We start from the raw sequence: 14,420 nt of genomic DNA, 5'->3' as shown, positions 1-14,420 counted from the left end.
CCAAAATTTTTTTGCCGTATGGATTATCTGAAAGGACTCAATGAATCACAATATGAAGCCGTTACCTCTCTACAGGGACCTTTGATGGTACTTGCAGGAGCCGGTTCCGGAAAAACGCGTGTGCTGACCATGCGTATTGCCCACCTGATCCACAACGGGGTGGACCCTTTCAATATCCTGGCGCTGACGTTTACCAACAAAGCCGCCCGCGAAATGAAAGACCGTATCGCAAAAGTGGTAGGAGACAGCAATGCAAGAAGCTTATGGATGGGAACCTTTCACTCCGTTTTCGCAAGAATTCTTAGGATTGAAGGCCATTATCTGGGCTATCCATCCAATTTTACGATCTATGATATGCAGGATGCGCTGAATGTCATCAGAAAAGTATTAAAGGACATGAATATCGATGCCGATCTTTATAAACCTAAAAAAGTTCAGGCAAGAATTTCGACCTATAAAAACAATTTGATCACCGTAAAAGCTTATTTCAACAATCCGGAACTGATGGAAGCTGATGAAAAAGCAAATATGAAATTCATCGGTCAGATCTATCAGAGATATGTAGACGCCTGTTTCAAAAACGGAGCGATGGATTTTGATGATTTATTGTTAAAAACCAATGAATTGCTGACCCGTTTTCCGGAAGTGCTGGCCAAATACCAGGACAGATTCAGATACATCATGGTAGATGAGTACCAGGATACCAACCATTCCCAGTATCTTATCGTAAAAGCTTTAGCTTCAAAGTTTGAAAATATCTGCGTGGTAGGGGATGATGCCCAATCCATCTATTCCTTCCGTGGAGCAAATATCTATAACATCTTAAACTTTAAGAAAGATTATCCGGATGCGATAACGGTTTCTCTGGAACAGAACTACCGATCTACTCAAAACATTGTGAATGCAGCCAATGTTGTCATTGCGAAAAACCTTCAGCAGTTTAAAAAGAATGTTTTCAGTGATAATGAAGAAGGAGATAAAATTAAAATATACCGTTCACTTTCCGATGCGGATGAAGCCAATTTCGTAGCCGGAAATATATGGGAGCTCAGAAATACTGACCAGAGAAAATACAGTGATTTCGCTATTTTATACAGAACCAACTCACAGACCAGAGCATTTGAAGATGCACTGAGACGTAAAAATATTCCTTACAAAGTTTACGGAGGACTTTCTTTCTACCAGAGAAAAGAAGTAAAAGACCTTATCGCTTATCTGCGTCTTCTGGTCAATGAAAACGACTCAGAGGCATTGATGAGGATCATTAATTATCCTACCAGAGGAATTGGAGAAACCACACAGAATAAACTGATCGTTTTTGCCGATTCTCATAATGTAACCATCTCGCAGGTACTGGATAATCTGCCGCAATATGCTCCTCAATTGAGCCTGAATAATGGTGTTTTAACGAAACTGAATGATTTCTGGTCCATGATCAAAGCGTTCCAGGTATTACTGAAAACCGATACGGCTTACAGTGTTGCCATGGAAGTTGCCAAACGTACCGGATTGATCAAATTCTTAAAAGATGACCAGACTCCGGAGGGGATTTCCCGTGTAGAGAACGTTCAGGAATTGATGAACTCTATGCAGGGATTCATTGAAGAACAGATTCAGCTGGAAGACGGAGATCCGAGTCTTCCGAATTTCCTTGAAAATATCGCCCTTTCTGCAGATACCCAGGATAAAAATTTAGAAGAAGATATGGTTTCTTTAATGACCATTCACTTATCGAAAGGTCTGGAATTTCCTGTGGTCCATCTTGTTGGTCTTGAGGAAAATCTTTTCCCGAGCTTTATGAGCTCCGCGACAAGAGAAGACCTTGAGGAAGAAAGGCGTCTGTTTTATGTAGCCCTGACGAGAGCTGAAAAGCAAGTCTTTTTCTCTTATGCTGTTTCCCGTTTCCAGTGGGGGAAAATCACCGATGCCGAGCCTTCAAGATTCTTAAGCGAAATTGATGATCAGTATATTGAATTTTTAAATCCTGTTCTCGAAAAAAGATTTATCAATAATACCGGGATCAAGTCCAATATTTTTGATGAACATCCTTCCGAGCAGAAATCCTTCAGAAGGGTTGAAAAGAAAACCATTGACAAAGGCGATAGCTCAAAACCTGCACCGGAAGTCAGAAAATTAAAACCGGTCAGTACAGCGAAAATTATCAATCCAAGCGGAGCTTCTTCCCAGGATATTGAGGTTGGAGATAAAGTAAGACATGATCGTTTCGGAATCGGGGAAGTTTCTTTCCTTGATGGTACAGATCCTCAGAACATCAAAGCCAAAGTGATTTTCATTCATGAAGGAGAGAAAAACCTCATCCTGAAGTATGCTAAACTGACAAAAATATAGTATGATATTCTTTCAGCGAAAAAGCTGATTATCATAGTTTAAAACGGATTCTATTTGGAGTCCGTTTTTTTATTTAAACACAGATAACAGAAATGTTTTTCACGAATAACACGAATGTATTTTAGGTCTTAGTGCCATTTGTGAAGATATTGGTGTCATTTGTGTTTTAAAACAGCAATAGATCAAAACTATCTTAAATTTTCATAAAATTAAAGTCTATTAATTTTGTAGACTAATGAATTTGATCTACATTTGCCACTCAAAAAAACATAAACTATAAATTGATATAAGGGTATGAAAAATAAAACGACTATCGTATCAGCTTCTGTTCTTTTTTTCCTCGGAACCTATGCTTTCGGGCAGGAAAAAGAAAAAGACAGCTTAAAAACCAATACTGTAGAAGAAGTTGTGGTGCTGGGCTCCAGAGCTGGTGCCAGATCTAAAATAGACAGCCCGGTTCCTGTGGATGTCTTCAATATAAAAGAAACATCCGTAGTTCTTCCGCAGTCCAGTATAGGACAGATTTTGAATGCGGTAGCGCCGTCTTTCACTTCAACGATTCAAACCAATTCAGACGGAACAGATCATTTGGATCCTGCTCAGTTGAGAGGATTGGGCCCAGATCAGGTGCTGGTTTTGGTTAACGGAAAAAGAAGACACACGTCAGCGTTGGTCAATGTTAACGGAACACCGGGAAGAGGAACCGTAGGAACCGATCTGAACTCCATTCCTTCATTTGCTTTAAACAGAATTGAAGTCCTGCGTGACGGTGCTTCTGCTCAATACGGATCTGATGCAATTGCCGGAGTTATTAACCTTGAACTGAAAAGAGATATTGGTAAACTTACCGGTCAGGTAAGCTACGGAGGAAATCTCACCCCTACCGCCAATGACCATACCGGAAATTTTGACGGACAGAATATTCAGGTAGACCTTAATTACGGAAATAAGATCGGAAGTAAAGGAGGTTTCTATAACATCACTTGGTCTTCACAGTTCAGAAATCCTACTTCAAGAGCCGGAGCCGAAAGCGGATCGATCTATAACGCCTATAACGCGATTGAAAAACGGGCTCAGAACGATGGCGTAAATCTTTCTTCTCTTTTCAGTAACATTAACAATACCCCGAATTCACAACAGCTCATTGGATACATTCATCAGTATTCGCAAGGAGTAGGGTATTTCAGTGCGCAACAACAGGCTGCGATTCAAAATACTTCTATCATTCAGGATATAAAGGATACCCAAGGGAATGTGATCCAAAAGGGGCTTCAGTCTTTGCTAAATTTCGATGTTACCGATCAGGAACTGGCTTACAGAGGACTGGGCAGAAAAGATTTCAATATGCAGGTGGGACAGTCAAAACTGAATAACCATAAGCTTTTTGCCAATATTGAAGTTCCGATTAATGATGACTGGAAAGTATACTCTTTCGGGGGATATAGCTTCAGACACGGAACTTCAGGAGGATTTTACAGAAAACCCAACCAGAGCAGAACTTTTACAGGATTGTATCCGGACGGATATCTTCCACAGATCGGAACCGATATTCAGGATCTGTCGCTTTCTGCTGGAATTAAAGGAAACTGGAACGGCTGGAATATCGATCTGAGCAATACATTCGGACAGAATTCATTCAGTTATAATATTCAGAACACAGGAAATACGTCTTTACGTTTTGCTTCCCCAAAAGAATTTAATGCAGGCGGTTTAAGATTCTCCCAAAACACAATCAATTTAGATTTTTCTAAAAAATATGATGTCTGGAGCGGAATCAACGTAGCTTTTGGTGCAGAACACCGCTATGAGAATTTTAAAATAACACAGGGTGACGAAGCTTCGTACACCACTTATGATGCCGCAGGAAATGTTTGGAATAATACAACCCCGAGAGCAACCGATTTCTTTGGAAATGCACTTCCCGGAGGATCACAGGTTTTCGGAGGATTTAAGCCGGTGAATGCAATTGATAAAAACAGACAGGCAGTAGCCGCTTATGCAGATGTGGAATTTAATTTCACCAACTGGTTATTAGTGGATGCGGCGGCGAGATATGAAAACTACTCAGATTTTGGATCTACTTTTAATTATAAATTAGCATCAAGAATTAAAGTCGCTCCCAATTTTAATGTGAGATTGGCGGGATCTACCGGGTTCAGAGCACCTTCTATCCATCAGATTTATTACAACGTGACGTCTACTTTGTTTACCAACAGCCAGCTTCTGGAAGTGGGAACTTTTAGTAATGATTCACAAATCGCAGGATTGTTGGAAATACCGAAACTGAAGCAGGAAACATCTAAATCTGCCAGCGTAGGATTTACTTACAGAATTCCTTCCGCAAGTCTGACCTTTACAGCGGATGGATATTTTACGAGAATTAATAACCGAATCATTCTTACCGATCAGTTCTTAAGATCAGATGTGCCGGCAGCTGCACAGGCCGCTTTTGATGCCGAGAGAGTTAATGGAGCCCAGTTTTTCACCAACGCTATTGATACGGAAACCAAAGGAGTGGATGTTGTGATTTCTCACAATGCACGATTTTCAGGATTCAAATTGGAGAACAGTTTTGCGGCTAATATCAGCGAGACCAGAAAAGTTGGAGATACTCACTCTTCAGGACTTTTACAATCTCCGAATCTTGAGAAAATCTATTTTTCAGAGAAATCAAGAGTGTATCTGGAGGAAGCTGTTCCAAGGGTAAAAGCAAGTTTATCTCATAGCCTGTCGTGGAAAAATGCTACGGTTTATCTTAGAAATACCTATTTCGGAAAAGTGACAGGCGCAGACGTAATTGATGCGAATGGTGACGGAATCACAGGGTTCAACGAACACCAGCAGATCGGAGACAAGATCATTACCGATCTTTCCTTAGGGTATCAGTTTACAAAAAATGTAGGCCTGACTGTAGGAGTCAACAATCTTTTTGATATTTATCCTGACAAAAACCTTCCCGCATCTACCAACAATGACCAGTTCGTGTATTCACGTTCTACGTCCCAGTTTGGACAAAACGGGAGATATGTGTTTTCAAGACTTAATTTTAATTTTTAATTGATATACAAAATAAAAGCGGATTCAAATTTTCGAATCCGCTTTTATCTTTAATCTATTTCCATGTTTTCAGTTCATAAGCACCTTCCCAGAAATGGAATTCCATTCTCGTGGACATGATAAAAGCTTCGGTCATTTTCTCTCTTGTTTCCTCCGTACTGTTTTCGGCCAGTCGGTCACAGATCTCAATAGCCTGATCTACGGCAACAGAAAATTCCTCGCCTCCATAGGTGTCAATCCACTTTTGATAAGGATTGTTGATCGCATTTAGATTGTTGTAAATATAATCTCCGACTTCCCGGTAGATCCAGAAACATGGCAGAACTGCTGCAACGGCAATTTCCACAGACTCTAAAGCTGCAGTACTTCTCAGAAAGTGAATATAATGGTGACAGGCAGGTTCTGCTATTCCTTTATCCTTAACCCCAAAATCGATAAAATAAGATTCATGCAGTGCATTTTCCACCACAATGGCATTTTCAGCAAATCGCATAAAAGCCAGCACATCCTGAAGATCCTGAATTTTAGCAGCGATCAGCGAAAGTGTTCTGCCAAAGTGTTCAAGATATAAAGAATCCTGAGCCATGTAAAACCGGAATTTTTCCTGAGGTAAAGTACCGTCTGATAATTCTTTGATGAACGGCATGTCCAGAATAGAGTGATAACGTTGTTCTATTGTTTGCCAGGTGTGTTCAGACCATTTCATTTTTAATGAGTTTTTGAGGATTAAAAAAGTGATTAAGCGGACCGTTTCCAAGCCCTGTTTGTACATCTTTTCCGTGTTCTATGGCTTGATAAACATAGTCTTGTCCCAAAGAAACGGCGTCATATAAAGTTTTACCCTGAGCCAGATAGGAAGCAATAGCGGAAGAAAGCGTACAGCCTGAGCCGTGGGTATTGTTGGTGTTAAATTTCACTGTCTCGAAAGAATGAAATTTCTCATTTTCATCATAAAATAAGGAAGTTATTGTTGAGGTTTCCTGATGTCCACCTTTCAGAAGAATACTTTTGCAGCCCAGTTTTTTTATTTCCTTTCCAGCGGCATAGAGATCTTCAACAGTCTCTACCTTCATCTTGGCTAAAATGGCAGCTTCGTCCATATTGGGCGTAACTACATCAGCAATCGGGAAAAGCTGTTCCGTGATGGCCGATATCGTGTCCTCTTCGATCAGACGATGACCACTTGTAGCGACCATGACAGGATCAAATACTAGAGGTATTTTTTTATACTTACCTAAAGTAGAAACAATCGTTTCGACCAGCTGTGGGGTATGAACCATTCCGATTTTAATGGCGTCAGGAAAAATATCATCCAGAATGGCTTCGATCTGATCGGCTACAGCTTCTACCGGAATGGGGTATATTGTTCTTACGCCTTGCGTATTCTGTACCGGTAAAGCGGTTAATACCGATGTCGAAAAGCATCCCAGAGCAGAGGCAGTTTTAATATCAGCCTGGATGCCTGCCCCGCCGCTTCCGTCAAATCCGGCAATCGTTAATACCGATGGATAGGTGTATTTTTTCATTTTAAAATTTCATTTTTTAATTGATAGGCTGCTTTTTGAGGGTCAGGAGCACCACAGATCGCAGAAACAACTGCAATACAATCTGCTCCTGCGTTGATGACTTCTTTTGCATTTCCTGAATGAATATGACCGATGGCTACTAAAGGTTTGTCTGTAAGCTGCCTGATAGTTTTAATTCCTTCGAGTCCCCATTCTGTTACCGTATCAGTTTTTGTATCAGTACTGAAGACCGGACTAATTCCCAAATAATCGGATACGGCAGTCTGTTCATTGTCAAGCTGGGAAAGATATTCAATCGAGTAGCCTATGATTTTTTTACTGAGATGAGTCTGTTGTCTTAAATAAGTGGGGGCAGCATCACTGTTACCCACGTGAATGCCTGCTGCATTGATCTTCTCAGCAACCTCAACATGATCATTAATAATAAGGGGAATAGAATATTTCTCGGTCAATTCTATAAGCTGGAGGGCTTTTGTAAGAAACGAATCTGTGCTGCTGTTTTTCTCTCTTAGCTGGATAACATCCACTCCGCCGAGAATCGCCTGTTCAGCAACTTTTACGAAATTTCTTCCCATGCAGTCAGCTTCAGAAATCACCAGATAAAGTTGATAGGGAAAGGGATGTAAACTCATTTTCGCTCTATCTTTAAACGGTTGAAAAATTCCTGTTCAGTGATCGTATACAATTGATCGATGAGGTTGACCTGGAGACTTGCAGGACCTTTGCTTTCCTCAGCGGCTAGTTCCCCTGCGATACCTATTAATACCATAGCAGCAGCTACTGCCATTACTTTATCCTCTGCAATTCCAATAAATGCTCCGATTAAAGCTGTCGCAGAACATCCAAGACCGGTTACTTTCGTCATAAGCGGATGTCCGTTTTTAATGAAAATTTCCTGCTGATGATCAATAATAATGTCAGTCTCACCGGAGATACAGACTATCGTTCCGTATCGGGTTACAAGACTACGGGCAGCATCAACCGCTTCGTTACTCTGTGCCGTACTGTCTACCCCTTTGGTAGCCGTTGTATTGGCTTTGGCAAGAGCAATGATTTCAGAGGCATTTCCTCTGATAACGGTAGGTTGATAAGGTAAAAGTTGATTTAATACCTGATCCCGGAAAGAAGTTGCTCCCGCACCTACAGGATCTAAAACCCACGGCTTCCCTGTTGAATGGGCTGTTTTAGCTGCCAGGATCATAGATTCGGACCAATACTCATCCAGAGTACCTATGTTAATAATCACCGAATGGGAAATGCCAATCATTTCCTGAATTTCAGATTTTGCATGTGCCATGATAGGAGAGGCTCCTGCAGCCAGAAGGGCATTGGCGGTATTGTTCATCACCACATAATTGGTGATGTTATGAACAAGGGGAGATTTTTGTCTGACAAGCTGTACCTGTTCCCAAAGAATTTTTTCCATTGATATCGTTTAAAATAAAAATAGCTTCAGGAAAAAATCCAAAACAAAAAGTACACTGTTAACAATGTCATTTTGCTTTTCCCTACGTCGGTGTTAGCCGTATCAGGTTCAAAGGGACTCTCTCAATTCTTTTTCAGAATACCCCTAAAGCAAAACAAATGTATAAAAATTATCAGAGCTTGCAAAACCCTTGCAAAGGATTCTGAATAATGGTTCCTATCTTTCTACCAGCTCTTTGACCGGCTCTCCGTAATAATCTGTTACCGTAGTTTTGATTTGCAAGAGTTGATACCATTTGATAAAAGCTCCAATGAATACAATCAGCATCAGAACCATTGCTGTTACGGCTAAAGCTGCCAACAGATACTGTTCTTTAGGAAGGTAGATTGCAGTGACCTGAATATAACCCGCCCAGAAAGTAATGCCAGCCATGAAAACGCCTGGAATTGCAGAGCATAATGCATATTTACCCCTGTTCATCCGGATTAACATCGTTGTACAGACAATAAGTCCGCAGGCTGCCAACAACTGATTACTGATTCCAAAGAGAGGCCAGATACTGCTCACATTACCCGTGAATACCAGATATCCCCATGCGAATGTAAACAAAAGGCTGCTGATAATAATTCCGGGAATCCAGTTTTTATCATTGAACTTTGGAATCACAGATCCCAGCATTTCCTGTAAAAAGAACCGGCCAACTCTCGTTCCCGCATCAATAGCGGTAAGGATGAAGACGGCTTCAAACATGATGGCAAAATTGTACCAATAAGCCGTCAGCTGATCCATATAGGGTATTTTATTGAAAATATGAGCCATTCCTACAGCTAATGACACCGCTCCACCCGTTCTTCCATGAAGCTCAATGCCTATTTTTTGTGAATAATAATCGATGTCTACACCGTGCAGAGCAGGGTGGGCTGCCAGGAAAGCATCATAAGATTCCTTCGGAGTATTAATGGCAAAATAATCACCGGGCATTAAGGTACATGCTGCAATCAAAGCCATTAAAGCTACAAAACCTTCTACAAGCATGGCTCCGTACCCCACAAAAAGGATTTCTTTTTCTTTATTAAGCATCTTCGGTGTTGTTCCCGTTGCAATGACTGCGTGGAAACCGGAAATCGCCCCACATGCAATCACAATGAAAATAAAAGGAAGTACTGGTCCTCCAATAACGGGACCTCCGCCATTCACAAATTCTGTAAGCGCAGGCATCTGAATTGTAGGATGGATGACAATCACCCCCACAGCAAGCATAATGATGGTTCCTATTTTCAAGTAGGTTGACAGATAATCTCTTGGTACAAGAAGCAGCCAAACCGGAAGCACAGAAGCCAGAAAACCATACAGCGGAATCGCAATAGAAATGGTTTTTATATCCCATGTAAACAGATTATTCATCGTTTCATTCTGCATTAAACTATGTCCTCCAATGATTCCAGCTATTAAAAGGATACCGCCCAAAATACTCGCAAAAAGCACACTGTTTTTTCTGTATCTCATGATCAATCCCATAATCACTGCAATAGGCATTGTGATGACAACAGTAAAAAGAGACCATGAAGCTTCATGCATCGCATTGATACAGGCCAGTGACAAACCGGCCAATGTAAGAATCAGAATAAATAAAATGGCAAAACCGGCAACCGTTCCTGTAGTCTTTCCAATTTCTTTAGATGCAATCGTAGCAAGACTTTGTCCTTTATGTCTAACCGATGCAAATAAAACGACCATATCATGAACACCACCGCCAAGCACGCATCCTATCAGGATCCATAATGCACCGGGAAGATATCCGAATTGTGCCGCCAACACCGGTCCAACTAAAGGCCCGGCAGCGGCAATCGCTGCAAAATGATGCCCAAAAAGAACATTTCTATTGGTGGCTACATAATCTTTTCCGTCTGCAAATTCTACTGCAGGCGTAGTGTTTTTATCATTAAGTCGCAGGACTTTATTGGCAATGAAAATACCATAAAAGCGGTACGCAATCGCAAAAATAAGGACTGAAACAAATATCAGCGTGAGTGCATTGGTGTTATTCAGAAAATCCATACCATCTGTTTTTTAAGAATGAATAATTAAAAATATTGGACATTTTGTTAAAAATACTTTAAACAAAAGCCAAGTTAATTATTTTAGGTGTAAAAAATAATGGTATGTATATTAAATTAGCAAATTTTTGATATACTGTTAAATTATATAATTTATTTGATTGATTTTTAGTTATTTAATTTGAATGTAATTTTTAAATAGATGTATTTTTATTTTTTCTGGGAAACGATAAAGTCCACCATCTGATCTGTGAGTTGATCCATATACGCTTTATCTGTTGTTCCGAAACCATGAATGCCATTTTTTACAATGATCAGGCTATTCTGAACATTTTCCCGGGTAAGTTTTCTATGCAGCTTCTTAGACTGTTGCATAGGAACGACTTTGTCTTTATTTCCCTGCATGATCAAGGTAGGAACACCACCCGAAACATAGGTTAGAGGAGAAATTGTTTTGAAATAGTCAACAGCCTTTCTTTGTTCTTTTTTAATATCGTATCCGGACAATCCTCTCACAAGATCTGATCTGAGGTCTACAATTTTTTGTGCTGCCAGTCCGAACAAGAATACCGGTACTTTTCCAAGCCTTGTATGCAGCAGTTTGTCAAGGTCTGAAGGCCCGTAATGATCTACCACATAATTAACCTTTGCTGAATAAGCAGAAAGTTCCGGGCTTCCGATAAATTGATTATCGGGGGTGTAAGCCGCAAGCATAGAAAGGTGTGCACCGGAAGAAGCACCGAAAAATCCAATATTATCAGGGTCAAAATGATAGGTTGCCGCATTTTTTCTTACCCATCTTACGGCATCTTTGGTATCTTCCAAAGGAACAGGAAAATGAATGCTGTCATTGAGAAGCGTATTGTCTATACTGATGACTGCATATTTTTTGTCGAGAAGTTTTGCAATGAATGTTTCAATATAGCTCCCATCTCTTAACGTTTTATCGCCTTTTACCCATGCACCTCCATGAACATAGACTACGACGGGCATTTTTTCATCAGCAACATTTTTCGGCGTATAAATATCCAGTAGGAGCGGAGTTCCTTTTTCATTGGTTTTATACGTGACATTCTCTGTTACTGTTGATATTTTTGGAAGAAGGTTGCTTTTCCCTGTCTTGGGTTCGAGCTGATTTTGTTCTTGTGAATAACTTAAATGAAATATACTTAAAGATAAAACAAAAAACAGGTTTGTGAAAAACCTGTAGATTGATATGTTGTTTGTCAATGATTTCATAGAATACTTTTTGTAATAGATTTTTACTTTACTAACTCTTCAAAAAGTTTACCAAAAGTCTTTTCCAGATCTTTGGATTTTCCCGGATGAGGTCTTGAGGTCTGAACGACAGAGCTTCTTACAGCGGTTAACCATCGGAAACGTTCGGGGATATCCATCAAAGCTATTGGGCCTCCTTGTTTGTCGCCGTTTGCAATTTTTTGGAAGCTTTCCAGATTCTGGATAATGTCGTCGTAATCAATTTTACTGTGCATCAGCTTGAATTTATCCGGACACAGATAGAATTCCACACGGATAAACTTCTCTTTTTTAGAGAACATCACAAGTCCGATGTTGAAAAATTCTTCTCTTTCAACTTTCGGCACCAGGCGTATGACAGCGTATTCGTATATTTTATCCTCTTGCATTTTTCGCTTCGTTTACAAAGATTTGAGAATTTTCTAACCTGGTTTTCATAAACTGGAAGTAGATCTCACGGATCTCCTCCGGTGTTTCATCTGCATCCTTCCATTGAAGCCAGTCTTCAGGAATTAAATTGACAATATCCCTGAATAAGGTGTCATTCAGCACTTCATGAGCAAATGTATCGGCCTCATCCAACATTTTTGCCTTCGGAAGCAGAACGTGATCTTTCACATATTTGAAGGGAGTCTTAGCTGCCGCATCAAAATTCTGCCACGAATGATGGAAATAAAATGATGCTCCATTGTCGATAACCCAAAGCTCTTTATGCCACATCAGAAGATTGGTGTTCCTGAAAGTACGGTCAATATTGGTAATAAATGCATCCAGCCATACAATCTTTGAAGCCAGAAGCGGATCCACCTTTACCCCAGGGTCATAAGTGATGGAACCTGAAAGATAATGCAGTCCAAGATTCAGTCCTTCTGAAAATTTCAGGAGTTCCTGGATTTCTTCATCAGCTTCTGTTCTTCCGAAGTCCACATCGAGGTTGACGAATACAAGCTCAGGAATCGGTAGTCCCAGAGCTTCTGTGATCTTACCGCCCAAAAGTTCAGAGATCAGCATTTTAACTCCGTGGCCTGCGCCACGAAATTTCAGTACATATTTAAAATCATCATCAGCTTCTGCCAAAGCAGGAAGAGATCCGCCTTCCCTCAGCGGCAGGATGTAACGCATCACGGTTACCGTTCTTAAATCCAGCATACCGCAAAATTAAGGTTATTTTTTTAGTGTATTCTTTTTGGCCTGCTTTATATTTAAAAAAAATGAATTCCGGCTGAAGCGTTTCGTATTTGAGAAAGAGGAAAATAAACGACTAAAAAATTTTTCATATATTTAGGTTCAAGTGAAATACTGCAAACCGTATACAAAACGTTTTTATGATATGAAATTGATAAAAGAGATCAATATAAGGCTTCAAAATCCTGAGACAAGAGATTTTCTGGCAGACGCATTTTATCCTGAAACTGATGAAAAATTACCATTGGTGATCTTTGTTCATGGTTATAAAGGGTATAAGGATTGGGGAGCCTGGAATCTGATGGCTGAAAAGTTGGCAGAAGCTGGCTTTTTCTTTGTGAAATTCAATGCTTCCCACAACGGAACCACCGTTGAAGATCCACACCACTTTGCCGATCTGGAAGCTTTTGGTAATAACAATTATTCAAAAGAACTTTCTGATCTTGGCGTTGTGATTGATCATTTTGTGAAAGCACCCCAGGTAGATGATCAGAAAATAATTCTGATCGGACACAGCAGAGGTGGCGGAATTTCTATTATAAAGACATATGAAGACGAAAGAATCAACGGTTTGATCACACTGGCCAGTGTAGATACTTTGGAACGTTTTCCAAAAGATGAAGCCCTGGAAAACTGGAAAAAAGAAGGGGTGTATTATGTACTGAACGGAAGAACTCAACAGGAAATGCCCCATTATTATCAGTTTTATGAAGATTTTGAGAATAATATTCACCGTTTTGACGTAGAGAGAGCGACAGAAATGGCCAAAGCTTACGTACTGGTCATCCACGGAACCGATGATGAAAGTGTCAATGTAAAAAATGCGGAACATCTTCATATCCTGAATCCGAATTCAGAATTGTTTTTAGTTGAAAATGCAGATCATACTTTCGGTTCAAAAGAACCATGGACAGAAAAAGAGCTTCCGGAAAACCTCAGCATCGTCACAGAAAAATGCATCGATTTTATAAATAAAAATATGAAATAATTTTAATAGTGGAATAAAATTTGAATATCAACGTTCAAATATAAATGAACATATTAAAAATTATGATGAAAAAATTGATCCTAAGCGCATGTGGGTTTTCTTTATTAGCCGTAGTTTCCTGTAAAAAAGAAGTAAAAACTGAGAGTTCTTCTACCGGTACGGATTCAATCACCGTCAATGCATCAAATGATTCTTTGGCAGCTCCAAAAACCGACTCAGCAGCTTCACCTGCTAATGCTTCCTCAGATAATATCATTACTAAAAATGAGGGAAAATATCCTCATGATATTAAATTATTTGAAGATAAAAGTTTTGCCGAAAGGGTTAAAAAACTTACCGGAACGCAATATGATGAAATGCTTAAAAATTTCAACGTAGAATCTCCTGTAGTATCTGAAAACGGAATCTATAAAGTAACAGGATGTAAGCAGCATGACTGCCCGGGATATTCCACATCCATCTTCTACGATTCAAAGAATGACAATCTTAATGTGTCTATTGATAAAAACGGAAAAGTAACAGATTTTGCTGAAAAAGGAAAGATTACAGTTACTGAAACATTAAAATCTAAATAG

At 39.8% G+C, this 14,420-nt stretch carries 12 protein-coding genes and 1 riboswitch; of the genes, 4 read left to right on the top strand and 8 right to left on the bottom strand.

The window, feature by feature from the left end; translation table 11 throughout:
- Nucleotides 1-18: 18 nt before the first annotated feature.
- Both EG346_RS00815 and EG346_RS00810 read left to right on the top strand, forming a co-directional pair.
- Entirely contained in the window at nucleotides 19-2,349 is a 2,331-nt protein-coding gene (locus EG346_RS00815; RefSeq protein WP_123876687.1) for an ATP-dependent helicase, read from the top strand.
- A gap of 294 nt (nucleotides 2,350-2,643) precedes the next feature.
- Nucleotides 2,644-5,406, top strand: a complete 2,763-nt coding sequence (locus EG346_RS00810; RefSeq protein ID WP_123876686.1) for a TonB-dependent receptor plug domain-containing protein — start codon at nucleotides 2,644-2,646, stop codon at nucleotides 5,404-5,406.
- Between the two features lie 55 nt (nucleotides 5,407-5,461).
- Here EG346_RS00810 and tenA read toward each other — a convergent pair whose 3' ends face one another.
- The 8 genes from tenA to EG346_RS00770 form a co-directional block, all read right to left on the bottom strand.
- On the bottom strand, nucleotides 5,462-6,112 hold the full coding sequence (gene tenA / locus EG346_RS00805; protein ID WP_123876685.1) for a thiaminase II: 651 nt from the start codon (nucleotides 6,110-6,112) through the stop codon (nucleotides 5,462-5,464).
- Nucleotides 6,099-6,932, bottom strand: coding sequence for a bifunctional hydroxymethylpyrimidine kinase/phosphomethylpyrimidine kinase (gene thiD, locus EG346_RS00800; RefSeq protein WP_123876684.1), 834 nt, complete (start codon nucleotides 6,930-6,932; stop codon nucleotides 6,099-6,101). The genes tenA and thiD overlap by 14 nt, the downstream gene beginning before the upstream one ends.
- Nucleotides 6,929-7,564, bottom strand: coding sequence for a thiamine phosphate synthase (gene thiE, locus EG346_RS00795; protein WP_123876683.1), 636 nt, complete (start codon nucleotides 7,562-7,564; stop codon nucleotides 6,929-6,931). Before thiE ends, thiD begins: the two co-directional genes overlap by 4 nt.
- Nucleotides 7,561-8,358, bottom strand: coding sequence for a hydroxyethylthiazole kinase (gene thiM, locus EG346_RS00790; RefSeq protein ID WP_181876103.1), 798 nt, complete (start codon nucleotides 8,356-8,358; stop codon nucleotides 7,561-7,563). The genes thiE and thiM overlap by 4 nt, the downstream gene beginning before the upstream one ends.
- 62 nt (nucleotides 8,359-8,420) lie before the next feature.
- Nucleotides 8,421-8,514, bottom strand: a riboswitch (TPP riboswitch).
- A 60-nt stretch (nucleotides 8,515-8,574) separates the two neighbouring features.
- Complete coding sequence (locus tag EG346_RS00785) at nucleotides 8,575-10,416, bottom strand: carbon starvation CstA family protein (protein ID WP_123876681.1); 1,842 nt, start codon at nucleotides 10,414-10,416, stop codon at nucleotides 8,575-8,577.
- A 209-nt stretch (nucleotides 10,417-10,625) separates the two neighbouring features.
- Complete coding sequence (locus EG346_RS00780) at nucleotides 10,626-11,654, bottom strand: alpha/beta hydrolase (protein WP_123876680.1); 1,029 nt, start codon at nucleotides 11,652-11,654, stop codon at nucleotides 10,626-10,628.
- A 23-nt stretch (nucleotides 11,655-11,677) separates the two neighbouring features.
- Nucleotides 11,678-12,061 carry a DUF3037 domain-containing protein gene (locus tag EG346_RS00775; RefSeq protein WP_073333521.1) on the bottom strand — a complete coding sequence of 128 codons (384 nt, stop codon included), beginning with the start codon at nucleotides 12,059-12,061 and terminating at the stop codon, nucleotides 11,678-11,680.
- Nucleotides 12,048-12,821, bottom strand: coding sequence for a HipA family kinase (locus EG346_RS00770; protein WP_073333524.1), 774 nt, complete (start codon nucleotides 12,819-12,821; stop codon nucleotides 12,048-12,050). Before EG346_RS00770 ends, EG346_RS00775 begins: the two co-directional genes overlap by 14 nt.
- A 181-nt stretch (nucleotides 12,822-13,002) precedes the next feature.
- Here EG346_RS00770 and EG346_RS00765 point away from each other — a divergent pair, with 181 nt between their 5' ends.
- Both EG346_RS00765 and EG346_RS00760 read left to right on the top strand, forming a co-directional pair.
- Nucleotides 13,003-13,845: an alpha/beta hydrolase family protein gene (locus EG346_RS00765; protein ID WP_123876679.1), complete on the top strand. Its 843-nt coding sequence runs from the start codon at nucleotides 13,003-13,005 to the stop codon at nucleotides 13,843-13,845.
- A gap of 62 nt (nucleotides 13,846-13,907) precedes the next feature.
- On the top strand, nucleotides 13,908-14,420 hold the full coding sequence (locus tag EG346_RS00760) for an Ivy family c-type lysozyme inhibitor (protein ID WP_123876678.1): 513 nt from the start codon (nucleotides 13,908-13,910) through the stop codon (nucleotides 14,418-14,420).

The organism is Chryseobacterium carnipullorum (assembly GCF_003815695.1).
GTDB classification, from domain to species: Bacteria; Bacteroidota; Bacteroidia; order Flavobacteriales; family Weeksellaceae; genus Chryseobacterium; species Chryseobacterium carnipullorum.
The sequence above is the reverse complement of the archived record's forward strand: the minus strand, read 5'-3'. Positions and strand labels throughout refer to the sequence as shown.